Here is a 23,817-nt window from a genome sequence, read left to right on the forward strand (position 1 = left end):
TAGAAACAAAAGAAGAATATAATTAAAATAGAGAGGGCGCATATGTTAAGCAGCTTATCTTACTGGTTTAAAGCTAATATTGCACATAAAGTCAATATATTTTAGTTGACTTAAACTCAAATTTGCTACACTAATTTTACTATCTCTATAATATCATATGGTTAATATACTCTAAATGAGATGGAAAGATGAAGGTGTTATTATAGCTGTTAAAAAATACGGTGATAAAAATTTAATTCTTTCTCTATTTACAAAAAATCATGGAAAGTGCAGAGGATTAACTAGGTTAACAAACAATAGCAATTATAAGTTTCAAATAAGTAATCTATTACATACAGAATGGAGTGCTAAGCTACCTGAAAATCTAGGTTTTTTAAAGTGCGAATTGATTGAATCTCCATTTCATCATTTCTTTCAAGATAGGTTAAAAAGCATTGCTATTGTTTCTTTCTCGTCTATGTTAGAGAAAGTGCTTCCAGAAAGTGAATCCTGCATAAAGTTGTATGATAATTTTATACACTTCATCAATGTAATAAAACATAATAGCCAGTTTTGGCGAAGTCATTACCTTAACTTAGAGCTTCTGCTTCTTACGCAACTTGGATTTAAGTTAGACCTATCAAAATGTGCTGTAACAGGTGTGAAAGAAAATCTACAATTTATTTCTCCAAAAACTGGTAGAGCAGTGTCAAAAAAAGTAGGTGACTGTTATGCAAATAAATTACTACCTTTTCCACAGATGTTGCATGATGTATACAATAACAACCTACAAAATAGCTACTCATATCAAGAATTCAGACTAGGGTTAAGAATTACAGGGTACTTTTTAAATAAATATCTATTTCTGCAGTTAAATGAGAAATTTCCGGAATTGAGAAATTTTATGCTATCATTTGAATCTTAGTTACTACTTCTTTGAAAGAACTTCAACCATCAACCACTCTATTTCTACCACTGTTTTTTGCTTTATATAAATATTTGTCAGCACGTACTATAAATTTTTTAATATCATCAAGGTCAGATCTTTGCATTGCTGAAACTCCAATGCTCACAGTTACATTATGGGTTGTATTTTTACCCACAAGTATAAAAGGTTCTTTGGCAATAATTTTCCTTATTCTCTCTGCAATAGTATACGCATCTGATACATTGGTATCTGGCATTACAACAACAAATTCCTCACCACCAAACCTAGCTAATAAATCTGTCACTCTGATATTTTCAGAAATTCTTTTCTGTATTTCCTTTAAAAGTTCATCTCCAGCATTATGCCCAAAGTTATCATTCACCATCTTAAAATAATCTATATCAAGTATCATAAGAGATAAACTTCTATCTTTTTCCACAGAATCCTTAACAATATTTCTTAAGTGTGCATCAAAATATCTTCTATTATAACAGTTAGTTAATGGATCCTTTATAGACATTTCTACATTATTAAATAAATTCATTCTCAGGGCATCTTGATACCTTTTGCGTTTCACTTGCAAATTAACCCTAGCTATTAATTCACTCTCATCTAAAGGTACTGTTAAATAATCATTAGCACCTACATCAAGTGCCTTTACCAAATTGCTTTTATCATAATCTTCAGAAAGGATCAGAATTGGTATATAACGTGTTTCTACTTTACTACGAAAATTAGAACACAACCGTAGGCCGTCAGTTTTTGAAAACTGCATGTCAGAAATAATCAGGTCGTAATTATCCTTAATACCAACCTTTAATGCTTCTTTTGGATCGTGCAGTATTTTAATTGATCTGAAGCGTTGCTTTAGAACATTGTGTATCTGCTCTGCTTGAAAGGTGTCCTCATCTACAACAAGTATGTTAGCATCAAAAATCTGATTAGAATAATCCATAATACTGCTTTCTGCCACTCCACCAATCTCAGCATTAGTTTCTCCTCTCAAGCACAACTCATCTATTATCATCTTTAAGCGCACAAGAGACTTAATTCTTGCAGATAAAGCAGTTTCATCTATCGGCTTAGTTAGAAAGTCATCCGCACCAGCATTAATTCCTTCCACTCTATCATGAGTGTCATGCAGCGCAGTTACCATAATTATTGGAATATAAGTCGTTAAGGGATCATTCTTTAGCTTCTTACAAACCTCAAAACCACTCATTTTTGGCATCATTACATCAAGTAAGATAATATCTGGCTGCTGTTCCGCTACTAAATCTATCGCCTCCTCGCCATCATAAGCTACAATAACTGTATAGTACTCTGCTTTTAGCTGAGCCTCCAAAAGCTTAACATTAGATGGTATATCATCTACTACTAGAATTTTTGCTGTCATTTTTTGTACTATCTACATTGTAAGTAGGATGAAGCTTACCATCTTCACCAATTATGTAATTGACTTTTTCAACGTTATGCCCTTCATATAATTCTTTAATTCCAGTATCCTTCAACAATTTCCTAACTCTTGATTTTACAACCCAGAAATACCGATATATATCTTTAATAAGACTAAGAAATACAGGTACTTTACTTTTATCAAAAACAATTATACTCACTAAAGCTACAACTAAAATTTCTGAAAGACCTATATTAAACATTTTTCCTATGAAGCAAGTACTTTAACTCTCCTGATTATGAGTATTAATTTACTTAAATCAAGTTTAGAAGCAACCATCTCATCTAAAAATCTATTGTAACTCTCTATATAGTCCTTATCACTAAGAGCCCAAGTTTGAACCTTATCTACATGATTATCAGTAGCTTTTATAACTTTAACAGCTAGCTTATGATGATAATTGCTTAAATCATCTAATAAATCATTAATTAAGCTGCGATCCCAATAAGAAGAATGGCTTTTAATCTTGACAGCAATTGTTCTAATCATATCAAACCTTAGCAGCGACTTTAATTTAAAGTATATTCTACCAGCTTCAAAGATTGATAAAGATGTCTGTTCAGCAACAGATATAACGTCCAACGCATAAATAAGAATACGTAAATCAGCAACCTTTTTTGCTAGACCTTTATTTATGTTAAGCTCTACCAAAGAGATCAACCCATGATTATAGATCTTTAACAGGCGATCATCTAGAACATCATGGCCTAAAGTTTCAATTGTACCCCTAAATTTTGTAACATCATCTAGTTCTGTAAGATTAAGTTGACCAAGATTTTTTACTAACCAAAATGACACTCTACAAACAGATTTTTGTACATTTCTCACTATTTGTAAATACAAATCGACATCAATTTTGCCGTCCAATTCATCAATTTCATGCCAAAGGCTATTTAAATTATATAGGTGATTCACGACAATATATATGTTAACTGCTTCATGTACTCTAATTGCAGTACTCTCAACCAAGTTATTAATAAACATACAGCCCATCTTATTTATTACATCATTTGCAATGCAAGTAGAAATAATTTCCCTGCGAAGTTGGTGTTTCAATATGTAATCCTTAAATTTTGTTACCATCTTTTTAGGAAAATAACCTAGCAAGTAGTTATGAGATATAAGATCTTTTTCAGACAGATCGGAATGTATAATTTCATTTTTTATTCTCGTTCTAGCATAAGACATTAGAACAGAGAGCTGAGGAGAACTGAAACCTTCTGCACCAGTTAACATCCTTGCTATCTCTTCTTCAGTTGGAAGAAATTCTACTCTTCGGTTTAACAGCCCAGATTTTTCTAAACTGAGTAATAATCTATGGTGATCCTCCAACTTTTCTTTAGCTTGCAAGCACTCAAGAAGCAATGCTTTTGTTTCAATCACGTTATGATTTTCAAGTACCTTAGATGCAACTTCATCTATCATGCTAGACAGTATTTCATTCCTTTTTTCCAAAGAAATTCCCCCTTCTTTCATAATTGCAACAAAAGCAATCTTGATGTTAACTTCAAGATCAGAACATATTACTCCTGCTGAATTATCAATAAAATCTGCATTGATATACCCACCTATTTTAGCATATTCTACCCTTCCAAGCTGCGTGCAACCAAGGTTGCCACCCTCTATAAACATAGAAGCTCTAATATCATGACCGTTTACTCTTAATTCATCATTTGCTTTATCGCCAACCATGCCATGGCTTTCACTTTTTGCCTTAACAAAGGTGCCAATTCCTCCATTCCATATGAAATCCACTTTTGCCTTGAGCAAATATCGAATCAAATCATTTGGAGATAACGTATCTTCCGTTATATCAAAGCACTTTTTCATTTCTTGAGAAATTTCTACTTGTTTGCTACTACGTTCAAATATCCCGCCACCATGAGAAATCAAATCTCTATTGTAATCCATCCAAGTGGAAAACGGTAATTCAAATAGCCGTTTACGCTCCACGAAACTCTTTTCCGCATCAGGATTTGGATCAACAAAAATATGCATATGATTAAATGCTCCAATTAAACTCATATTTCTTGAAAGCAGCATGCCGTTCCCAAATAGATCGCCAGCCATATCTCCAATTCCAATAACAGTTGTATCCTGGTAAATATCCTTATTCATTCTCCAAAAATGGCGTTGTGCTGCAATCCATGCACCTCTTGCTGTAATACCCATCTTTTTGTGGTCATAACCTGCTGATCCACCAGATGCAAATGCATCTTCGAGCCAAAAGTTATATTCAGAGGATATTTCGTTTGCATAATCAGAAAATGAAGCAGTTCCTTTATCTGCTGCAACTACCAAATATGGATCATCTTCGTCATACCTAATCACATTTTCTGGTGGAGTTATTTTGCCATCAACTACATTATCAGTAATATCAAGCATTCCTCTGATGAAATTCTTATAGCATTCAACACCTTTCTCCCTTAAAATGTTTTTGTCTTTATAAACTTGCTTTATTACAAACCCACCCTTTGCGCCAACAGGTACAATGACCGCATTTTTTGTCATCTGGGCTTTCATGAGTCCCAAAACTTCAGTGCGAAAATCTTCCGTTCTATCCGACCATCTCAAACCACCACGAGCCAACTTCCCTCCTCTTAGATGTATTCCCTCAAAAAGGTTTGAATAAACATACAATTCACGGTATGGGCGCGGGTCAGGTAAACCATTTATTTTACTTAAATCAAATTTGATAGATAAGTATGGCTTATCATCTTGATAATAACTGGTTCTCAAAATTGCCATTATCAAGTTAAATATCGAACGCAAAACGTAATCATGTGAAACGTTGCTGATTTCTTTTAGTAGTTCTTCAATTTTTTCCTGGAAAATGTTAGTAGTTTCTGCTCTATCAATATCTATATTAGGATTGAATCTTGCACGAAATAGCTGTATCAGATATTTCACTATTTTTGGGTACTCTGAGACCACTTTTTGGATATATTCTGGGTTATAGTTAAATAACGCCTGCTTTAGATAGGCACTTAGCACCCTAATAAGAAGCACTTCCTTCCATTTGAGCCCAGCAATAATGATCAAACTGTTGAAATAGTCATTTTTAATTTCCTTGTTGAACACTTTTGCAAGCGTTATTTCAAATTGCTCTTTCAGAGTAATGTCACTTATTAACTCATCGACTCTTGACAACACAAAGTGGTGTATCCATACTCCACCATTGATTTCCATATAATAACCGTTATGAGATAGAATTTTTGCTCCCAAATTCTTAGTAATTTTTAATATCTTTGATAATTCAAGACCACCATTACTTGGAGTATAAACTTTTAACTGATAGTTAAGATTGTCACAAGTAAGTCTCAAATCAACCTCACTTACCCCTTTCTTCCTTACTATCTCCAATTTTTTCATGTCGTAATATGCATCATAAGGTTCAAAATTCTCTTGATAGCTTGCCGGAAATGCATTGGAATAGCGGATGAATACATCCTCAACAGTGCTAAAAGTATTATATAAATTGTCTATAAAACGATCTTCCCACTTTTCCGTAATGTTTCTTAATTTGTTTTCGATACGCAAAACTTCATAATCAAGAACGCTAGCATTTTTGGCCTTTAGCACTACATGTAATTTCATTAGATCATATTCATTGATAATGTGATTGTTATAAATATCTGAACTTCCTGAACTTGTTTCATCCTTCAATATATCACGTATCTTGAACATTAGCCTAGCGCTAGCATAACGCATCGGTATCAGCACTACGCAACTAATAAAGTTCCCTAGCTTTCTCAAAAATAACTTGACTCTTGGTCTAATCGCAAGAGACATGATCGAGGTGCAAGTTTCAAATAACTCGTCTTCATTTGATTGGAATAATTCGTCACAAGAAAATGCCTGTAAAATGGAAATTAAAGCTTTATTGTTATGGCCACCAGGAACAAATCCTGCCTTTTTTTCTATTATTGTAACCTTATCCTTTATTAACGGAATAGTTCGAATATCTTGCACTTCTGCTATAGAAGTAAATAGCCCGAAAAAATGCTGTTCCCTTATTACATCACCCTGATCATTAAATTCTTTCACTCCTATACAATTCATATAGGTACGCCGATGAACTATTGAGATTAGGTCTGATCTTAGTATGTATAAAGGATTCAAGCTTTCAGAAGAAATTGATGAATTTTGGTACCCTTGACTTGCTCTCATTAACCCGAGGCTCTCCTTACCACTTAGAGCAAGCTTTCCTTCTTTATTAGCAATATATTCTTGATAACCTAAAAATACAAAATTGTTATTTTTCAACCAAGCTAGAAAATCTCTGCCTACAGCATCCAATGCCGGATGCTCAAGAAGCTTCTTGAGCATCAATTGCCAGTCCTTTACAACGCATTTGACTGCTTTTAGCGTCTTTCGTAGAGATTCTTCTAGTGCATCAACAAAGCTACCACTTATGCCTTTAATAATTACATATATTACTGACTCTTTGATTCCATTACTTTCTTCCAAAAGATGAATTTTATCTATTAGGCTATTTTTTCTTTGAACATTAATTATGCTGTTACTATAATAGCATATAGTTAAACCGTGTGACTTAATAGTGGAAATGACAGAGTCCACTAAAAAGGGCATATCATAATTTGTGATTTTAATTATAGTGAAATTGCCTTCTATTCCTGAAATATCATTTACATTACTTACTGCCAACTTACTTTCTTCTTTTTCTTTTTTAAGAATGAAGTTGTATGCATCTTCTGCAATGTATAAAAGAAATTTATCGTTGACTTTTAGGTCACTATTATAAACAAAATTATAAAAGTACTGTATAAACTCTTTAATTTTTTCTTTCTCTTTTTTATTCCCTTGATCAACTAGCTTAAATAAAGACTCAACATTAACATTATGATTTATACACATTTTTCAAAACAAAAATACACAGCGAATCTAGATCTTTTCAACTAAGATTTCGTTACCGGAAGTATACACTATTAGCTCATCTCCTTCTACTATCTCCCCAGATAAAACTAACTTAGCTAGATTATTCTGAATGCATTCTTGTATTATCCTTTTCAGAGGACGCGCTCCATATTCAGGGTCATATCCAGTTTGTGCTATTAGTTCTTTAGCTTCTTGCGATAAACTAATACTCAGTTTACGCTTAGCGAGCATCTTTTGTAAATAAGATAATTGAACATCTATAATTTTATCAATGTCATCTTTGGTTAAGCTATGGAATATAACAATTTCATCCAGTCTATTTAAAAATTCTGGACGAAACTCTGACTTAACTATTTTTATCACCTCATCTTTCACAGATTCGGTAGTTCCTCTTAGCATTATCTCAGCGCCAAGGTTAGAAGTTAAAATCAGTATAGTATTGCGAAAATCAATTAATTTGCCATGGCTATCAGTGAGTCTACCTTCATCCAAAATCTGCAGTAATATATTAAATATATCTGGATTTGCCTTTTCTATCTCATCAAACAAAATTACCTGATATGGTCTTCTCCTTACTGCTTCAGTTAATCTGCCACCTTGTTCATAACCAACATATCCTGGAGGCGCACCAATTAACTTTGAAACGGAGTGTTTTTCCATATACTCTGACATATCAAAGCGTAGAAGTGCTGATTGATCATCAAACAAAAATTTGGCAAGAGATTTTGCTAACTCTGTTTTTCCAACTCCGGTTGGACCTAAGAATAAAAATGAACCAAAAGGTCGATTGGTATCCTGAACACCAGAACGGGAGCGCCTTACTGCATTACTTATCGCTTCAATTGCATCTCTCTGCCCTATTACTCTTTTTCCTATTTCATTTTCCATGTTAAGGAGCTTTTCCTTTTCACTATTCATCATGTTATCAACTGGAATGCCTGTCCATTTTGAAACAATATTTGCAATATCACTCTCAGTAACTTCTTTCTTTAGGAAACTATCAGTAACTTTTTCCTGATTTTTTAACTCATTTTCAAGTTGAGGAATCACACCATACATCAACTCCCCTGCCCTTCCTAAATTTCCATTGCGCTGAGCCAATTCTAGCTCTTTCCTGGCGTTATCCAATTTTTCAGCAGTTTCTTGTATTTTAGCTATTTTATTCTTCTCCATCTGCCATCTACTGCTTAAGTCAGCAAATTTACTGTTTAGACTCTCAATTTCCTCATTTATCTTTTTTAAACGTTGCTTAGAGCCTTCATCACTTTCTTTTTTCAAAGCCTCTGACTCAATTTTCAGCTGTATAATCTTTCTTTCAAGCTCATCAACAACCTCAGGCTTGCTGTCCATTTCAATTCTAACCCTACTTGCTGCTTCATCAATTAAATCGATCGCTTTATCAGGTAAAAACCTATCTGTTATATATCTATTAGAAAGCGTTGCAGCAGCGATTATCGCACCATCTGTGATTCTAATACCATGGTGCACCTCATACCTCTCCTTCAAACCCCTCAGTATTGAAATAGTATCAGTCTCAGTCGGTTGAGAAATAAACACAGGCTGAAAACGCCTTGCAAGCGCAGGGTCTTTCTCTATATGTTGACGATACTCATCCAAAGTTGTAGCCCCTATACAGCGAATTTCTCCACGCGCAAGAGCAGGCTTGAGCAAATTTGAAGCATCCATCGCACCACTTGTCCCTCCTGCTCCCACTAAAGTATGAAGCTCGTCTATAAATAAAATAACTTTTCCCTCTGCTTTTGAAATCTCATTAATCACTGCTTTTAGCCTCTCTTCAAACTCCCCTCTAAATTTTGTTCCAGCAATTAATGCACCAAGATCCAAAGCTAAAACTTTTGCATCATGCAAACCAAGTGGTACATCATTTGCAACAATTCTGTTTGCTAAACCTTCAACTATTGCAGTTTTTCCAACACCAGGTTCACCTATCAGTACTGGATTATTTTTTGTTCGCCTCAACGATACCTGCATAGTTCTCCTGATTTCCTCATCACGACCAATTACAGGATCAAGCTTACCTTGCATAGCAAGCTCTGTAATATCTTTTGTATACCTCTTTGCCGCATTTAATTTTTCCTCGCTATTTAGAGAGTCTGCACTGCCACCTTTTCTCATTTCTGCAATGACTGAATTTAATTTTTGCGGTGTTACACCACTTTCTGCTAAAATTTTACCTACAATTTCATCTTTTTGTGCAGCAAGGCCCTGCAACAACCGCTCAACAGTAACAAATGTGTCTTTATTTCTCCTCGCAATACCAATTGAATCATCAAAAACTTTTGCTACCTCTCTTGAAAGCTGAAGTCCACCACTACCTGGTCCTCCAACCACTGGAAACTTTTTAATTGTACTATTCACAGCATCAGAAATATTCTGAATATTTCCACCACAAGTAGCTATCAAAGCCTGAACTAAACCTGACTCATCTTCAAGCATTACTTTAAGTAAATGTTCAGGCATAAAAATCTGATGCCCAGCTCCCAATGCTTTCATTTGAGCGCTCTGGATTAGGCTTTTTGCTTTTTCGGTAAATTTATTCAAGTCCATAATACAAATTTAACTCATACTTGATGATATATATAACAACTACTTTCTCAATTTCAAACTTAAAGTCATTCAGCATTCAACCACTATGGATTAAAATCCATAGTGGTTGAATATTTGATCGTAGGGCTTATCTTTGTTATGCCTTGACCTTAACACAGCTACATTTCTAGTTTTTTTATCATCGTTTATAACGTTAGGATTAGCGCCTTTTTCTAGCAAAAATCTGATAATCCTTAAATCACCATAATATGCAGCATTATGTAGTGCTGCGCTTACATACTTGTTAATAATGTTTACGTTAACTCCCTCATCTATTAAAAACCTAACTATCTCTAAACATTCCCTTCTGCAGCGTGATGTAACGCAGTTAACTTAGGCATGTGTGTATCAGTATCTAATAAATTTTTTACTGAGAATTTTACAATTTCTAAGTCACAATTTTGAGAAGCAATGCGTAACGTAACAATAATGCACACTATTACTGTTATAAGCCACCAAAAACGCAGCTTGTTTTTTGTATCTTGACTCAATTTATCCATATTCAACATCTTTTTAAGATTAAAAAGATCATTTTACTCATTTTTTTATTAACATTACTTACTCAAAAATGCTGACAACACAGTAAGGTAACCCGAGTTAGCTTTGTTGCATAGCGAGTAGAGATGGGAGAAAAAAGGGAGAAAATCTAAAGAAAATGGTTACTTTATTAAGAAATGAACATTTTGTAGAGTATATGCCAAAGAAGACGAAAGTCAGTAATCATTAAAGAGTATAATCAATTTTTAGAAAAAAGAGGAAATGTCTTTCATTTTATCGATGAAGCTATAGAAAACTAGTACGAAAGTTCAGAAAAAGTTCCTGGAGATTTATAGCGATAAGATTGTTATTGCAGTACATATAGTCGTTAATCTATTTAGAATAGGCTTAAGGCAAGCAGTTGGATTTATAAAAAGATATTTACAAAGTATAGTGAAGAATCACCAAGTATTCACAAGATTCTCGTCAAACTTATTTTAAAATTATGTAACCACAGAACAAATAAAAATGACATAGAGAATATTGAATTGCTATAGATAGTACTATAATGCATATTTATAGTCACAGCACTCAACATAACAAAAATAACGCCAAGATAAGGAAATATAATGGTACATATCAAATAAGAAAGCTACATGTTGCTCTGGACATAAACAGCAAAAAGGCAATAGAAATTCGAAATACTAATTTTCTTTCACATGATAGCATCTAAAAACCAAAGGAAATGGGTTATATCTATAAGATTAAGTCTCTGCGTGCAGATGGAGCTTATGATACAGATAATTCATATAAGTTATGCAATCAATACAATTTTAAAACCCATCATAAAGCCAAGAAAAAATGCAAAAATCTGCAGCAATATATATTCTCTATCAGAAAGAAACAACAACATTACTATAAGGCAAACTTACCCACTGGAGAAAGAAGATAAGGTATGAAATACGTTCACGTATCGAGATTTTTTCCTGAGACTCAAAAAAAACATTTGGATTTAGTTTTAAAAATAAATCTGAGGTAAATCTCTCTCAAGAGGTGCTTTTAAAATGCTATTTGATTAATAACTTTACTGATATAGGTGTGCCTATTTTTAAATTTGCCTCGTAAATTCCTTTCATTACTCCTCTTTATTCCTTGCAATTCAATAAAGCCTCCCATATCTACTCGCTATTCAATAAAGGCTGGGAAGGCTATACTTGGCAGTGGCTACACTTCTTACGTCAGAGCGATAAATGATTGCTGGTTAACTAAATGCTAGGAGAGGGTATGGGTAGTTTGATTTTTATGTTATTCTAAAAAGAAGATATACTATATTTAGTATAAAATTTATAATTACATGTTAATATTATACTATTTTTTTAATTAAGGAGAGTATTATGAAAAGCAATACAAAAAGTGCTGCTGCATATAATACTAGAAAATAATCGTATAAACAATATTACCATTGCATACGCTCATGTCCTAAAAGTCATTAGGATAATAACGAACTACGTAATGCATGCATGAGTAAATGTAGGGAAAGTGATTGGAGCTTTGAACAGGATGTAAAATTTAGTGATTAATTACATTCTATTACGTCTCATCTCCAGGAAGGTCTGAACGATTTATCTTAGTTGTCATCAGATCTAAATCTAATGCAACTATAAAAAAGAAGATACTAAGTATCTTCTTTTTTATACAAGCTACTCTTATAGTTGAGTCTCACTAATTAGAGAAGTTTAAGCAGCGCATAACCTTACTTATATTTTGCATAATATGCATTTACATATATTATAATAGATATATAGATATTTTTTGTTAAAAAGGAAGGGCAGGTGCCTTCGTGTGTTGATATCCTCCCCGCCCTAAAGACCAAGGATTCCTACCACGTTCAGACCGAAGTCTGAATCATCTAGGTCGGTTACTGCTTTATCGGGAGGCTAAATGCACTATCCCCTCCATAGGCACAACACGGCATACCCTGCCGCTAAATCTATTGTGCTTTTGTGCATATTCGGTGTCAATACCCACTTCCGCTTTATATCCCCGCCCTGAAGGATGGGGTTTTACGGTGTTTTTTTGATAAGAAAAAGTCGTTATAAATCTGATACCACCATATATGGTATATAAACAAATCAAAAAATAGAGTTATTAGAATGTTTAGAGGATAAATTGTTTCTAGAAAATGAGGTGCTGTTAGGAAAAGAAATAAAAATTAAAGTGAGAATTATATGTCAAAAATTAACTGAAGAACAGTCTATAATTAGAAGAAGTGCTAATAGGTTAGCAAAATCAAATGGATATACATCTTCTCAAAAGAATCAAAAATTGCTGGATTGGTTAATATTCATAACTAACGTTCTAGAAAATAAAATTAGTGCTGAGCAGGTATTAATAATTTACCGAGTAAGATGGCAGATTGAATTATTATTTAAATTGTATAAGAGTCACATCAGGCTTGACGAATTTAAAGGAAAACCATACAGAGTATTATGTAAACTATACGCTAAATTGCGCGCAATTATTATATTTCATGGAATGGTTGGTTGTACAGAACTAAAAAAGGGTACAGAACTTAGTCTAATAAAGGAATTTATTGAGCTTAAAAGGCAAGTTAGAGAGCTATTCTTAACATTAAATTGTGTAGTCAGTAAGATACAAATTTTCCTCAAAAAAAAACTCGCCTCAACCTGGTCAAAATTCTCCTTAAAAGACAAATATAGAAAAACAAGAATATCAAATTTGAGTGCACTAAATTTGCTCATTTTCCCTTAACTTGACGCGTATGGTTGTGCAAGCTGTGCGCGTAGGAATGTATGAACCAACACGTGGAGATGAGGAAAATTATAATTCATAAGAATACTTTAAAAAATAACCATTAGATGATTATATGATAAAAAAGTTAATGATTTAATAACTCTAATGTCAAAAATAGCATATACAAACTTACAGTATATTTCAAAATACGATTTTAATATAGAAGATATTCGCATTGAAAAGCTTTTCCACAGCAAAATGCTGCTAAGATTTCAAGAAAAAGCTGTCAGTAGTCAAATTTATTGTATTTTAAAGTAAAATGTGAAGCACATGGGAAACCATGTGCTATTGGAAGTACGTATATCAAAAGTGAAAGAACGTACGTTTGTTAGTGATTTAAATCTAATCTCTTAGCAGAAAAAATCAAACGTATCACAAGGATTGTAACACGTATCATAATAGTTATGATATGAGTTAAAATGATTGTGACACAAATTAGTAGCACAAGGTGCTTATGCAGGTGCAGAAGCTTGTGCACAGTGCGAAATTGGTGCTGGTAAAACTTGTATTGGCACAATCTATGTTGGCAAATTGAAAGCCGTACAAGGTGATCTTGGGAAATGACTATAATTATAAACTATAGTAACCCTTAAAAAATACTATAGTATTATTACAAGTTAAAATAGTTAAAGATTTAATAACTTTTATTATTAATCTAGCATAACAACCAACAAGTACGACTCAAAATTTCCTTCAGTTTTTGCTATGTCCTCACCAATTTTGCATACAGCCCATCTTTACTCATTAGAGAATCATGAGTTCCCACTTCTTCTACTTTCCCGCAATTAATCACTATAATCTTGTCAGTTTTGAGTGCGGTTGATAGCCTGTGCGTAATTATAATTGTTGTTCTGTTTTGCATCAACTTGCTAAGTGCTTTTTGCACTAGGTTTTCACTTTTATAATCAAGAGCAGAGGTTGCTTCATCCAGTATTAAAACCTGAGGGTTTTTGAGTATGGCTCTTGCTATTATGATGCGTTGTTTTTGTCCTTCAGAAAGTTTCAGTCCTCTTTTTCCTACAAATGTATCAAATTTATCAGGCAGCTTATCAATAAATTCCATCGCATAAGCGCTGATAGCTGCTTGCTTCACCTCTTCATATTCAGCATCTGGTTTACCATATAGTATATTTTCCATTACTGAACAAGAGAATATCATATGGTCTTGTGGCACTAAGCCAAACAGCGATCTGAGGTCACTTAGCGCAATTGATTTGATTTCATGCCCATCAATAGTAATACTGCCTTCACTTGGATCGTAAAAACGGAGCAAAAGCTTTAAAATGGTGCTCTTGCCACTTCCAGATGGTCCAACAATTGATACTGATTGGCCTACCTCTATAGAAAATGATACGTTATTTAATGCTGGCTTATCAGCATAAAAAAATGTTACATCATTAAACGAAATTCTTTTTTGAACACTATTGATCCTTATAGGATTATCATTATCTAATATAGAGCTTTTCACGTTCATAAATTCAAATAAACGCTCTACAATTCCAAGACCTCGTTGCAAATCACTGATGTTATCGCTTAGATTGTTTACAGCCCCTGAAGCAAGCGCTGAATAAAACACAAATGAGGAGAGTTCTCCAATGGTCATATTATTACTTAAAACTTCTTTTATTCCAAAAAAAAGCAAAATAACTAGCGAACCTATCACACACGTGATAACTATAGTTACTAAAATAGCACGTAAGAGTACTAATTTTACGTATGATTTTGATACTGAGTTTAGATATTTCTGAAAACGAATTTTTTCATTTTCTTCGAGTACAAACGATTTGATAGTTATTATAGATCTAAAATTTTCCTCACCAAATGAAGCAAGCTCACTTAATTTATCCTGAGCGAAGCGTGCATAATTGCGAACTTTTTTTCCAAGTGAAGTCATGATAATGAGCAGTATGGGTATTATTGCAGCTGCATATGCAGTGAGGTGCAGATTTGTGTATAATAGCATTGCAACACTACCAGTCAGTACAACTGAATTTCTCAATATTGTCAGTAAGCTGCTGTTTATTATCGATTGCAATGCAGAGGTATCATTAATTAATGCTGAGATAACATCTTGTACTCCTGTGTTCTCAAAGAAACTCGGTTGCAAGTCAGTGATACTGCTATATAAGTCGTATCTGATTCTTGCGATAACTTTCTCGCTGCCAATGCCAATAAAATATAACCGAATAAATGCAGTGAAAGAAATACCTAAAACTATCAGTATTGAAACTACGAGCTTGGTAGTAAAGTTATGCTCTGCGCCAGAATCAATTATGTTGCTTAAGCCCCTAACAAAAAGAAGAATCGTTAAAGCTGAAAATAGAACTGCAATAAAAGCTATGCTAAAATAATGTAGACTAGGTTTTATATAGTAAAATAGCTGCTTAATGTTAGATCGCATTTTATTTTAAAGTTAAGTATTTAGCTTCAGAAAAAAGTTACAATATTAGTTTACAGTGTACTTCGTTAGAGCAATACGTTCAAGAAACTTTAGCTTGGTTTCTACTTAAGGAAAAACGCTGCGCAATTACAGTAAGATAGCAAAAAACTGTTGGAACGATTAGCATACCATAGTTTAATATTCATTTTATTCCAATGTGTAACGCCACTATTCCATAGCTCATATTATAGAACTCAACATCCTTAAAGCCTACCTTTTCAATTTCCATTTTAAAATTAGTTTGAGTTGGAAATTCTCTTATGCTTCTTACTAGGTATTCGTAAGAACCCTTATCTTTAGCAACCATGCTACCAATTTTAGGAATTACTTTAAATGAGTATAAGTCATAAAATTTGGTGAATATCTCATTTTGATAATGCATAGGGGCAAACTCCAAGCAAATAAATTTCCCATCTGGCTTCAATACCCTATATGCTTCACTTAAAGCCTTTTTACGGTCAGAAAAGTTTCGAATACCAAAAGCTACTGTATAATAATCAAATTCAGAATCTTCAAATGGTAAACTCTCTGCATTTGCACATACCCAATTGAAATTTAGCTGATTTGAATTTATTGATTTATCACGCCCTTTGTCCAGCATGTTTTGATTTATATCACATACTGTAACTTGAGTACTTGGTTCACCTCTTGCTATTCTTATAGCTATATCTCCGGTTCCTCCAGCAATATCCAAAACCTTGGAGTTCTTTTTAAAATGCACACTACTTACCATCTTCTCTTTCCATAGCCTGTGCATTCCAAAGCTCATTATATCATTCATAATGTCGTAGCGATTTGCTACAGAATCGAAAACCTCTTTAACTAATTGTGATTTATCCATATTTTATATAGAGATTAGCAGTTAAATTAATATAATAATGAGAAAAATATACTACAATTAAACATGTTTAATCCAGTAAATCATTAGTGTCGACAGCTTTTTCACAAAATATCATCTCTCTTATTATGATATTATCTGTAGCAGTTGTTGATATGGCAACAGACTTATACTCAGTTGCATTGCCAAGTATTGCCAACTATTTTAAGGTGAAAGGTAATATAGCGCAGCTTACGATCAGTTTAAATTTAGTAGGAGTTGCAATATCTGGATTAATTTATGGCCCATTGTCAGACTATTATGGCAGGCGCCTAATAATGCTGATTGGTATGACAATTTTTACTTTGGCAAGTATTGTATGTTGTATAGCTGATAATATTATACTTTTAATATTAATCCGGTTTATACAAGGAGCTGGAGCTGGTGTTGCAGGCGTTGTCGGATATGCAGCGATCAGGGATATGTACTCAGGTAGTGAATACTCAAGAGTAATCTCAAAGTTAAATATGATAGTAGCACTTTCACCTGGAATAGCTCCAGTGGTAGGCAGTTATATAATTTCACGTGGTTATAGTTGGAAGTTTTTATTTTTTATCATATCACTTGCTGCAATTATTATACTCATTTTTATTTACTTGAAGCTACAAGAAACGCTGACCGTAAATAAAAGTAAAGCCAGTATTAATATATTCAAGCAGTATATATTAATATTTAAGAATTATCGTTTCCTTGGATTTTCAACCATTCATGGATTAACTTTCATGTGGCTTTGGGCATACATTGCTAACTACCCGTTCATATTTGAATCAATGGGCGTTGAAGTACAATATTTTGGCTATCTCATATCAATCATAGTTATATTTTACATAATTGGAACTTTAATTAATAGAAGGTACGTACCAAAAATAGGAGTGAGCAAGATGTTAATAATAGGTTTGGTATTACCGATGATATCGGATGGTTTATTGGTATATTTTTATCTCGCAAACAAGTTAAGTGTACTTATTCTTCAAGTTCTTTGGATTCCGAGCAATATCGGGCTTGCACTTGTAATCAGCAATAACGTAACTTCTGCTTTAGAAACAATCAAGGGTATAGGGCTTGGTAGTGCAGTCCTCTCATTCTGCAATATGATGTTTGGAGCTATTGGAATATATATAGTAGGAAAATTTTTTCACTATAGTATTTTACCAAATTTACTGTTAACAGTTGCATGTTCTATAATTGCAATTCTTATATATAGTTTACTTAAATATACTGAAAAACACAGAGAAGGCTTATTACAATAGATTTCTTATATAACCTTATGAAGGTGTAATTTCGTTATGTGGTGCTGGCATCCAGAGAACTTTATCTGCAGAGTTCACTGATTATTAGCAACTGTACCATGATAATACTATTTCTATAGAAAAGTGCAGATAGGGTGGCAGTTTTATTGATTATACACATTTTAACAGCTCCCTAAATCAGGGTAAGAAAGTTTGATTAGCTGAAAAGACTCGCAGAGTTAGGGAAATCTTCTTAAAATATATCAGCAATGATGTTCATAATATGTAAGTTGAGGTTCTTAAAACCTATGATTTTGGAAAAAATATAATGATATATTTAAACAACCAAACAGTATTCATGTACAATTTGGAGATGTTGGAGATAAAGTATTAATTTGCTCATGGCATCGTTACAACGAGTTTGATGAAAGTAAATGGAAAAATTTTTATCACAATTAACAAAGGATCATAATCTAAAATTTATTGGAACTGGGCCACTTGAGTTTAAATATGAAGGTTTTAATTACAGTGTGTATCCTCCAGCTTTCAACTTTTCACAAAAAGAAATATCTTCAAGACAAATCAATAAAGTTTATACCCTTTTCAAAGCGACAATTTCTGATGATTATAAAGATAATGAACCTTTAGCTTTCAGCTTTTCACAAGAAGAAGGAAATAAAATTATAGAAAATATTAAAAGATCTCATAAGTCAATAAAAAAGCAAGTCATTGACCATTACCAATCATCAGGAAAAGATTTTGTTAAAAATGATTTAGACTTCATAAAGATTGGTACCAATATAAATAATAAAACAAGATTTAGTTCTGTAATATATTTTTATAAACCCAATGGTACTAATGAAATTAAACTAGAATTATATAAAGCTACTCCCTTACACTTATTTGCTAAGCTTGGGGACAGTTTTTCTCAGCAGCTAGAAGATGTCTAGATAAGTGGGCAGATGTTAATGCAATAGATGAAAGTGAAAAGACCCCTTTACATTATTCTGCTAAAAATGGTCATATAGACATAGTAAAAATTCTATTAGCAGTAGACGTAATCGCTATCAATATAAAAGATAAGGATGAAAAAAACTCCTTTTGATTTAGCTAAAACAGAAGAAATAAAATCTCTATTAAAAAAAAGCCGCAGAAAAAAAACTGATGACAGTTCAGTATCGACAGATAGTGAAGGAGATCAAGAGGAAGATGCTGGACAAGAAGGTAATGTCCAACCAGTTACACAAGAGCAAGACCCAAAGGAAGAACAATAGGAGATAAGTGCAGAAGAGGAAAGTATGTAAAAATTGAAGCTGCTGATAATGGACATTCTATTGACATAACACTTACACAAAATGGTGTTAGTACACGAAGTGAATCATCAACAAATGAAGAACAGCCAAGCTCTTTTTTTTAGTAGTTTATTTGGTATACTTATTAAACCTCTTTCTTTAATAAGATTATTTTTGGATGGATTTTTTTATGGTTGTTTTGATCTAATGAACCATCAACTGAATCTGATTAAATAATTGCACCAAGTAACTAAGGAGGAGAGGAGATAACAAACTATCAAGAGGGTAATAATAATGTTATACAATAGATTTCTTGCATAATTGGAATGCAAAAAAAATCAGTTGATGTTATGAAAGTAGCTTACACTGGCACACAGTTAAATTTACGGAGTATAATGGATTTCAGCGTCAAGCACACAGCTGTACGAACATTCATTTTTGCAGGTAAATTGCACAGCAAATGGTGTAATTCCAATGCTTGACACTGGCATCCAGTCCTTTCACAGAGTTCCATCCAAAACGTTGTAAAGTGTTTACCAACTTAGGCCCAATCTGGATTACAGTGTCAAGCACTTGAATGAAACCGTCTGCTACACGAATTGCCCACAAACCAAAATGTTTGTACAGCTGTGAATGTAATGACAAGAAAGGGAGCAATGACTTGCATATTGCCCTGAACAGATACCTTAATACATTAAAGTTTCTAGGTTTGAGTAGTGAAATCCGATCAGTATGAAAATTAGCAAACTCCTTTTTATTCTCTGTAGAATAAAATTTTTTATTTTGATGGAAAAATTGCTTACGCATACTCAAAATGCCATTATACTGGTGGTAGAGATATTTAGAGAGCTCAAAATCTATCTTGGTCTGCAGATCTTTTAACCAATTTTTCAATAAGAATTCAGCCACATCTGTTGTGTGTACATTCTGAATCTTTTTTTATACAGGAGGATTTTATGTCCAGAATTCCAGATATTTGACCTTTACTTTAGCTCATAAAAGGCGCCTGTAGTTTTTAGAATTAGTGTTAACACGATTTTTCTACTTTTTTTTTCTTAATGTTTTAACTCAACATACGTCATCATTTACTGCTTCTAAATATATCATTGCTAAACACACGCCTCTGTGTATTTCTATAGATAACTCATCGCCTAAACTTCGATTAAAGCAAGAATTCTTTCCTGGAAAAGCAAGGTTACTAAGGTACAGTTCCCATTGTAATCCTTTAGTTGATATTTGAGCTTTCGGTATACCAAGTAAGGATATTTTAGTATTTTTAGCAAAGAGGAAAAATAGCTAATACCTTTCTTGTAAGGCGTACCCCACCGTGGGAGGTGAAGGCATATAAAAGATACTATCTGTACTTAAAAAAAGTTAATATTTTGTAGTATATGATCAATTGCTCCTCCAGTAATACCCGTTACTATTGATGGCAATAACTTTACTGTTTTTAAGTTAGCTATTGCTCTAGAAAAGTCGCAATAATCTTGATTAGGTAGATATACTGTATTTAAATTAGCACGTAAATTCGGATTTATACTATCCAAATCTCCTATTACAAGATCAGGTTTTACGCCAATTGATAGAAGCTTATTTGCTCCTCCATCTACAGCAATAACAGGTATATCTTGTTTAAAAAATGATGAATCAGGTATTTATCCATTTAGTGCTACAATAGAACGATATTCTTGCTCCACGCTACAATGTATCATATGATTATAAAACGCTTCGTGCAGTTTTTGCATCTTAGTAACATTTTTGAACAATTGATATTATACTGATCACTAATCCAGCAATATTAATGAGTATCACGAAAGTTAAACCCTGACAAATACCGTAAATAATCCAAGATGATGAACAAATAAGACAATTAACCAACATTAGCATCAGTACGTCACGAGTAAGTTTTGTGATATATGATCTATATAATTGAGGAAATAACCCAATGAGAGATGTAATGAACGCGATGAAGCCAAAGCACCCTTCAATATTTATATACATACATTTTCCTACGTTTGTTTTAACAAGATCAGGTTCAAAAGGTTGTACTTTATATACTCTCAGCTTTTTTAGAGCACCACTAATGTGTGTAATTTATAATATCATTTAGTCTATTAATCAAGAAATTAACAGTGACTTGCATTCACGAAACCCAATCGGCTTCTGTGCTAATTATTATCCAAACTAATAGTCGGCTGTGCATCCTGCTCAGAGATCAGAGCAACTAGCAAATTGTTTATCAATTGAACCTTTTGTTTTCCATCCAATTGTAAGCTTTTATTTTTTTCAAAATGGGCTATTACTTCTTCGATAATTCCTATTGCATTTTGCACTATATGCCTTCTTGCAGAGGTGATAGCATGCGCTTGTTGACGCCTCAGCATTGCTTGTGCAATCTCAGATGAATAGGCCAAATGCGATATTCTCGCTTCTGCAATTTCGATTCCAGCAATATTCAATCTTTGTTGTAGCATTGATATCAATTCATTTGAAATTTTATCAGAATTTTTACGCAAAGATTCCTCATCGTTTTCGCTATCATACGGATAATTACTTGCCAGTTCTCTAATTACCGAGTCACTTTGCACAAAAACGAATTCATGATAATTATTAACATTATAATATGCCTTTGCAGGACTGCTAACTCTCCAAACAATTACTACTGAAATCTCTATCGGACTTCCATTAGCATCATTAACTTTAATTTTTTCTGTGTTAATATTCTGAAACTTCAGAGAAACTCTATATTTACTCGAAAACGGAAGCGTTACACATATTCCAGACTTAAAATAAGTTCCAATATAATGACCAAAAAACTCTATCACTCTTGCTTCATTAGGGTCATTAACGAAAAGTGCCTGAAGAAAAGTCAAAATTGAAATAGCGGCAACTCCAAGTGCAATTGTGCTGTCATACATAAAAAGTACCAATAAAATTAACCCTAGCGCTATTAGTACAGGAAAAGCCCGAATTTTACTTAGATTTCTATCACTTATCGTATTTTTATCTGTGCTGTCTTTATCAGATTGCTTTTTCACCTGCACCCTCTCTGCTGATTATCTCATCTACCCTACTTACAAATAATTTAAACTCTCTTAATTCAAGATCAGGCAACTTTATCTCATTGCCATGAGCTATCGTAAGAGGATCAATATGATTACCATTATATATAACTTCATAATGTAAATGAGGTCCTGTTGCAACACCAGTACTTCCGACATAAGCAATGATCTGCCCCTGCTTTACTTTAGAGCCTAACTTTATATCGCTACTAAATTTGCTTATATGTGCGTAACAAGTTGAATATTCATTTTTGTGTTTTATTTTGATGTAATTTCCATAGCCACCATTCTTTCCTATATATTCTACCACACCCTCTGCAGCAGCATATATGGGACTGCCAAGCTTAGCTGCATAATCCACTCCTTTGTGAAAAGCAATTTTACCGCGAACAGGATGCTTTCTATTACCAAATTTCGAAGATATACGAAAATCTCCGTTTAAGGGACTTACAAAAATTTTGCTACTCTTCAAGCTTACCCCCTCTTTATTAAAGTACTCTTCTTTGCTATTTTGTGACTCATAATAATATAAACTTATAGCTTTATTGCTTGTTGTGAGTGAAGTATATAAAATTTTTTCTTCAGCCTTATGATCACTCTCACACAGAACTTCCAACTTACTTTTAGGCACAATGTCTTTTTTAAAATCTATACCAAAATCTTTATATACTTTGATTAATTTCATCACCGTATTTGGCGTCAAACCTCCTGCATCAAAAAAAGAGGATTTTATGTCACTAGATATGAATGATAACTTTCTATCACTTTCTGTCACCAAAGCAGCTTTTTTTTTCCTGATCCCGTCTTGGAATAACACTGGAGAGTGGGTTGGTGTCATTCCAGTATTTGACACTGGAATCAAGCTTTTTAATCGAAAATGTTGTATAGCGTACTGTTTATAATCAATTTTGCTAGATTCAAGTGTCTGGTCACTGGAATGACAATAGTCTTTCTTCGCAAATGTTTCAGTTGCATATACTGGTAAAATACAAAGCAGTGGAAGTATTACCAGCTTCATAGTTTATCAGCAAAAATAAAATTACCTTCAACATACTGCACATCATCACTATCTTCTAGCTCTTCAACTAATATAGATAATTTATCAATTAATTCTTTGTCGCTAACTTCAATCAGGTCCTTTGGTTGCCATGAAAGACGAGCAAGTTCTGGTTCTCCAAATTTTGCATAGAAAGCATCACGTACTTTACCAAAGTCTTTTACTTCACAAGTTATAACATATAATTCTTCTTTGTTATTTTCCTCAACATTCAATACTTCCAATTCAATTCCATAGTTAAATAAATCTTCAAAATTTATACCCTCTGCTTTATAGACAATTAAGCCTACATGATCAAAAAGGTAACTCACACATCCTATTTCTCCCAAATTACCGCATTTGCGAGAAAAGATATAACGTATCTCAGAAGCAGTTCGGTTGCGATTATTTGTCAGAGTATGGACAATAAGTGCAACACCAGAAGGTCCGCAGCCTTCATATTGTATTTCTTCATAACTTTCTCCAGCAACGTTACCAGCTGCATTTTTTATTGCTGTTTCTATTTTATCTTTTGGTAGATTTTCCTTTCGCGCAGCAAAGATAGCAGAGCGAAGACGTGGATTGAGTTCTGGATCAGTCAGCCCTTGTTTTGCAGCAACTGTTATTTCCCTAATAAGCTTCGCAAATTTTTGCGAGCGCTTTGCATCCTGAGCACCTTTTCGATGTTTTATATTTGAAAACTGTGAATGACCAGCCATAA

Annotated in this window: 18 protein-coding genes, 2 pseudogenes and 1 riboswitch; of the genes and pseudogenes, 7 read left to right on the forward strand and 13 right to left on the reverse strand. The window is 33.4% G+C overall.

Annotated features, from left to right (window positions below):
* Window positions 1-175 precede the first annotated feature (175 nt).
* Entirely contained in the window at window positions 176-904 is a 729-nt protein-coding gene (gene recO, locus wTpre_RS02010) for a DNA repair protein RecO (protein WP_068651582.1), read from the forward strand.
* 22 nt (window positions 905-926) lie between these two features.
* On the opposite strand, the gene wTpre_RS02015 is transcribed toward recO, so the two are convergent.
* From wTpre_RS02015 to wTpre_RS02035, 5 genes and pseudogenes are all read right to left on the reverse strand, one after another.
* Entirely contained in the window at window positions 927-2,303 is a 1,377-nt protein-coding gene (locus tag wTpre_RS02015) for a PleD family two-component system response regulator (RefSeq protein ID WP_068651584.1), read from the reverse strand.
* A complete protein-coding gene (gene tatB / locus wTpre_RS02020) occupies window positions 2,275-2,565 on the reverse strand; it encodes a Sec-independent protein translocase subunit TatB (protein ID WP_068651586.1) in 291 nt (96 codons plus the stop codon). The genes wTpre_RS02015 and tatB overlap by 29 nt, the downstream gene beginning before the upstream one ends.
* 5 nt (window positions 2,566-2,570) lie before the next feature.
* Window positions 2,571-7,241: an NAD-glutamate dehydrogenase gene (locus tag wTpre_RS02025; RefSeq protein ID WP_068651588.1), complete on the reverse strand. Its 4,671-nt coding sequence runs from the start codon at window positions 7,239-7,241 to the stop codon at window positions 2,571-2,573.
* 27 nt (window positions 7,242-7,268) lie between these two features.
* Window positions 7,269-9,830 carry an ATP-dependent chaperone ClpB gene (gene clpB / locus wTpre_RS02030; protein WP_068651590.1) on the reverse strand — a complete coding sequence of 854 codons (2,562 nt, stop codon included), beginning with the start codon at window positions 9,828-9,830 and terminating at the stop codon, window positions 7,269-7,271.
* Window positions 9,831-9,920: 90 nt separating this feature from the next.
* Window positions 9,921-10,369, reverse strand: a pseudogene (locus wTpre_RS02035) (ankyrin repeat domain-containing protein).
* Window positions 10,370-11,137: 768 nt separating this feature from the next.
* Between wTpre_RS02035 and wTpre_RS05655 the strand changes: the two are divergent.
* Both wTpre_RS05655 and wTpre_RS02050 read left to right on the forward strand, forming a co-directional pair.
* Window positions 11,138-11,305, forward strand: coding sequence for a hypothetical protein (locus wTpre_RS05655; RefSeq protein ID WP_157055008.1), 168 nt, complete (start codon window positions 11,138-11,140; stop codon window positions 11,303-11,305).
* A 1,129-nt stretch (window positions 11,306-12,434) separates the two neighbouring features.
* Window positions 12,435-13,118: pseudogene (locus wTpre_RS02050) on the forward strand (transposase); the annotation flags it as partial.
* A 745-nt stretch (window positions 13,119-13,863) separates the two neighbouring features.
* On the opposite strand, the gene wTpre_RS02055 reads toward wTpre_RS02050, so the two are convergent.
* Both wTpre_RS02055 and ubiE read right to left on the reverse strand, forming a co-directional pair.
* Entirely contained in the window at window positions 13,864-15,561 is a 1,698-nt protein-coding gene (locus wTpre_RS02055; RefSeq protein WP_068651594.1) for an ABC transporter ATP-binding protein, read from the reverse strand.
* A gap of 181 nt (window positions 15,562-15,742) precedes the next feature.
* Window positions 15,743-16,441 (reverse strand): bifunctional demethylmenaquinone methyltransferase/2-methoxy-6-polyprenyl-1,4-benzoquinol methylase UbiE, encoded by a 699-nt coding sequence (gene ubiE, locus wTpre_RS02060; RefSeq protein ID WP_068651596.1) that lies wholly within the window; start codon window positions 16,439-16,441, stop codon window positions 15,743-15,745.
* 125 nt (window positions 16,442-16,566) lie between these two features.
* Here ubiE and wTpre_RS02065 point away from each other — a divergent pair, with 125 nt between their 5' ends.
* The 4 genes from wTpre_RS02065 (at window position 16,567) to wTpre_RS05835 (ending at window position 18,980) form a co-directional block, all read left to right on the forward strand.
* Window positions 16,567-17,727, forward strand: coding sequence for a Bcr/CflA family efflux MFS transporter (locus wTpre_RS02065; RefSeq protein WP_068651598.1), 1,161 nt, complete (start codon window positions 16,567-16,569; stop codon window positions 17,725-17,727).
* 413 nt (window positions 17,728-18,140) lie between these two features.
* The gene (locus wTpre_RS02070) at window positions 18,141-18,656 is read left to right on the forward strand and encodes a hypothetical protein (RefSeq protein WP_068651600.1); all 516 of its coding nucleotides are present in this window, start codon (window positions 18,141-18,143) and stop codon (window positions 18,654-18,656) included.
* Window positions 18,657-18,679: 23 nt separating this feature from the next.
* Window positions 18,680-18,811 (forward strand): ankyrin repeat domain-containing protein, encoded by a 132-nt coding sequence (locus tag wTpre_RS05830; protein ID WP_179945531.1) that lies wholly within the window; start codon window positions 18,680-18,682, stop codon window positions 18,809-18,811.
* Entirely contained in the window at window positions 18,792-18,980 is a 189-nt protein-coding gene (locus tag wTpre_RS05835; protein ID WP_068651602.1) for a hypothetical protein, read from the forward strand. The genes wTpre_RS05830 and wTpre_RS05835 overlap by 20 nt, the downstream gene beginning before the upstream one ends.
* A 450-nt stretch (window positions 18,981-19,430) precedes the next feature.
* Here the strand turns inward: wTpre_RS05835 and wTpre_RS02080 are convergent, their stop codons facing one another.
* The 6 genes from wTpre_RS02080 to wTpre_RS02105 all read right to left on the reverse strand — a co-directional run bounded on the left by wTpre_RS02080 (window position 19,431) and on the right by wTpre_RS02105 (window position 23,815).
* Window positions 19,431-19,907, reverse strand: a complete 477-nt coding sequence (locus wTpre_RS02080) for a hypothetical protein (RefSeq protein ID WP_068651604.1) — start codon at window positions 19,905-19,907, stop codon at window positions 19,431-19,433.
* A gap of 455 nt (window positions 19,908-20,362) precedes the next feature.
* The gene (locus wTpre_RS06460) at window positions 20,363-20,653 is read right to left on the reverse strand and encodes a thiamine diphosphokinase (RefSeq protein WP_369665135.1); all 291 of its coding nucleotides are present in this window, start codon (window positions 20,651-20,653) and stop codon (window positions 20,363-20,365) included.
* 91 nt (window positions 20,654-20,744) lie between these two features.
* The gene (locus wTpre_RS02090; protein ID WP_083495757.1) at window positions 20,745-20,999 is read right to left on the reverse strand and encodes a SemiSWEET family transporter; all 255 of its coding nucleotides are present in this window, start codon (window positions 20,997-20,999) and stop codon (window positions 20,745-20,747) included.
* Window positions 20,988-21,090, reverse strand: a riboswitch (TPP riboswitch). It overlaps the preceding gene by 12 nt.
* A gap of 76 nt (window positions 21,091-21,166) precedes the next feature.
* The gene (locus tag wTpre_RS02095; RefSeq protein WP_068651606.1) at window positions 21,167-22,036 is read right to left on the reverse strand and encodes an SPFH domain-containing protein; all 870 of its coding nucleotides are present in this window, start codon (window positions 22,034-22,036) and stop codon (window positions 21,167-21,169) included.
* The gene (locus wTpre_RS02100; protein ID WP_068651608.1) at window positions 22,020-23,078 is read right to left on the reverse strand and encodes a M23 family metallopeptidase; all 1,059 of its coding nucleotides are present in this window, start codon (window positions 23,076-23,078) and stop codon (window positions 22,020-22,022) included. Before wTpre_RS02100 ends, wTpre_RS02095 begins: the two co-directional genes overlap by 17 nt.
* Window positions 23,075-23,815, reverse strand: coding sequence for a YebC/PmpR family DNA-binding transcriptional regulator (locus wTpre_RS02105; protein WP_068651610.1), 741 nt, complete (start codon window positions 23,813-23,815; stop codon window positions 23,075-23,077). Before wTpre_RS02105 ends, wTpre_RS02100 begins: the two co-directional genes overlap by 4 nt.
* Window positions 23,816-23,817 lie beyond the last annotated feature (2 nt).

Origin of the sequence: Wolbachia endosymbiont of Trichogramma pretiosum, from assembly GCF_001439985.1 — a bacterium.
Taxonomy (GTDB): domain Bacteria; phylum Pseudomonadota; class Alphaproteobacteria; order Rickettsiales; family Anaplasmataceae; genus Wolbachia.

What these genes read in the sequence shown, in the direction of transcription:
- recO (WP_068651582.1), top strand. Translation starts at nt 176, where the DNA reads ATGAGATGGAAAGATGAAGGTGTTATTATAGCTGTTAAAAAATACGGT.
- wTpre_RS02015 (WP_068651584.1), bottom strand. Translation starts at nt 2,303, where the DNA reads ATGACAGCAAAAATTCTAGTAGTAGATGATATACCATCTAATGTTAAG.
- tatB (WP_068651586.1), bottom strand. Translation starts at nt 2,565, where the DNA reads ATGTTTAATATAGGTCTTTCAGAAATTTTAGTTGTAGCTTTAGTGAGT.
- wTpre_RS02025 (WP_068651588.1), bottom strand. Translation starts at nt 7,241, where the DNA reads ATGTGTATAAATCATAATGTTAATGTTGAGTCTTTATTTAAGCTAGTT.
- clpB (WP_068651590.1), bottom strand. Translation starts at nt 9,830, where the DNA reads ATGGACTTGAATAAATTTACCGAAAAAGCAAAAAGCCTAATCCAGAGC.
- wTpre_RS05655 (WP_157055008.1), top strand. Translation starts at nt 11,138, where the DNA reads ATGATACAGATAATTCATATAAGTTATGCAATCAATACAATTTTAAAA.
- wTpre_RS02055 (WP_068651594.1), bottom strand. Translation starts at nt 15,561, where the DNA reads ATGCGATCTAACATTAAGCAGCTATTTTACTATATAAAACCTAGTCTA.
- ubiE (WP_068651596.1), bottom strand. Translation starts at nt 16,441, where the DNA reads ATGGATAAATCACAATTAGTTAAAGAGGTTTTCGATTCTGTAGCAAAT.
- wTpre_RS02065 (WP_068651598.1), top strand. Translation starts at nt 16,567, where the DNA reads ATGATATTATCTGTAGCAGTTGTTGATATGGCAACAGACTTATACTCA.
- wTpre_RS02070 (WP_068651600.1), top strand. Translation starts at nt 18,141, where the DNA reads ATGGAAAAATTTTTATCACAATTAACAAAGGATCATAATCTAAAATTT.
- wTpre_RS05835 (WP_068651602.1), top strand. Translation starts at nt 18,792, where the DNA reads ATGAAAAAAACTCCTTTTGATTTAGCTAAAACAGAAGAAATAAAATCT.
- wTpre_RS02090 (WP_083495757.1), bottom strand. Translation starts at nt 20,999, where the DNA reads ATGTATATAAATATTGAAGGGTGCTTTGGCTTCATCGCGTTCATTACA.
- wTpre_RS02100 (WP_068651608.1), bottom strand. Translation starts at nt 23,078, where the DNA reads ATGAAGCTGGTAATACTTCCACTGCTTTGTATTTTACCAGTATATGCA.
- wTpre_RS02105 (WP_068651610.1), bottom strand. Translation starts at nt 23,815, where the DNA reads ATGGCTGGTCATTCACAGTTTTCAAATATAAAACATCGAAAAGGTGCT.